Consider the following 956-nt stretch of genomic DNA (forward strand, 5'->3'; position numbering starts at 1 on the left):
GTAGACCCGGGCTTTGAAACTGTACGGTACCTTGACGTACGGGTGGAAGGTGAGCCGGGCGATGCTCACCTCAACCAGATGCTTGTTCTGTAGCGGCAACGTCGTTACTGCGAGGTAATCAGACTTGACGGGAAGAGCGGATTTTAGTGTTAGCCGATCCCCTTTCCGGCTAACTCTTCCGGCAGAGACGGCAAACCATTTCTCCATGATGTCCTCGTGATCGAGGATCTCGATATTCCTGCTTTCCGCGAAGTTCTGAGCTTCGAGCGTGAAGTCGTTGAAAGCGGTGAAGACCCCTCGCCAGCCCCGGCCGAGGTCGTCAAGTTTCTGGGCGAAGTCCCGGATCTCTTTGATGCCGACTGCGGACGTGAAATTTTTACATTCGATGGCGATCTGCTCTTTTCCCTTCCTGGCGATGACGTCGATCTCGTTAGTGTAGCCGCCCTGACCGGGCATTCGGACTCGTTGTTCGGTCTTGTAGCCCTCTCCCTGGAAGATCGATTCGACAATCTCTTCCAGTTTCTTTCCGAGTTCGTAGGCGTTTGCGGAAGGTTGTGCGTCTCCCTCTCCTGTAACTTCTTCTTCCGACCAATCGATGGGTTTTGACCAATCTTCGTCCTCAGGGAGAACTGTTTTGGCTTTGGCGGGAGTTTTCTGGGCTGAAGTCTCTTGAATTAGTCCGGTGCCGCATTCGGGGCAGAATTTTGCGTTTGTTTGCTGTAATGGCGTCCCGCATTCAGGACAAAACTTCGGCATGGTTATTCACACAGACTGGCTTTATGTACACCTGCTTTAAGGTAACGGAATGGAGTGAGTGCTCTTAACGGTCTGAATTGGTGAAATAATTTGTTAGTTTTGGAAACAAGGAAGAATTTTTAGGGGTCTGCGCGTACCCGCTGGTGGCAGTCAATTCAGAAGGGACTTCAACAGTTCATCCTCAATATCCGAGTACTTTC

Annotated in this window: 1 protein-coding gene; it reads right to left on the reverse strand. The window is 51.2% G+C overall.

All coding sequences use genetic code 11. From position 1 onward, the window contains the following. The coding region (locus tag EI28_RS12280) for a restriction endonuclease (RefSeq protein WP_048115228.1) at positions 1-756 on the reverse strand (756 nt) is incomplete at its 3' end. Between the last annotated feature and the right edge of the window lie 200 nt (positions 757-956).

Origin of the sequence: Methanoculleus sp. MH98A, assembly GCF_000691865.1 — an archaeon.
GTDB lineage: Archaea > Halobacteriota > Methanomicrobia > Methanomicrobiales > Methanoculleaceae > Methanoculleus.